The sequence below is a fragment of the Belnapia mucosa genome (assembly GCF_016775475.1).
GTDB classification, from domain to species: domain Bacteria; phylum Pseudomonadota; class Alphaproteobacteria; order Acetobacterales; family Acetobacteraceae; genus Belnapia; species Belnapia mucosa.
This window is the reverse complement of the sequence record NZ_JAEUXJ010000129.1, coordinates 1-252: the sequence shown is the minus strand read 5'-3', so window position 1 is coordinate 252 and position 252 is coordinate 1. Positions and strand designations below refer to the sequence as shown.

The 252-nt window shown below is 74.2% G+C and carries 1 pseudogene; it reads right to left on the bottom strand.

Annotation, left to right across the window (positions count from 1 at the left end):
• Window positions 1-252 (bottom strand): annotated as a pseudogene (locus JMJ55_RS30650) (acetate--CoA ligase); the annotation flags it as partial.

Below are 252 nucleotides of genomic sequence, written 5' to 3'. Positions count from 1 at the left end.
CCACCATCGGCACGCCCACGGCGCCGTCGCGGGGCACCGGCGCCCTACCCGCCGCGGCGGCCTGACCGTCCAGCCGGTCCAGCGCGTCCCGGCCGATCTGCGTGCGCGCCCACACCCAGGCCTCCGGGTTCACCGCCTCGCCGACGGTGCCGATCAGGCGGATCGAGGACAGGTCGTACTCCGCGGGCACGCCGTCCGGGTGCCAGCCCATCAGCGATCGGATCAGTGTGGGAGCCGTGTAGTAGCTGGTCA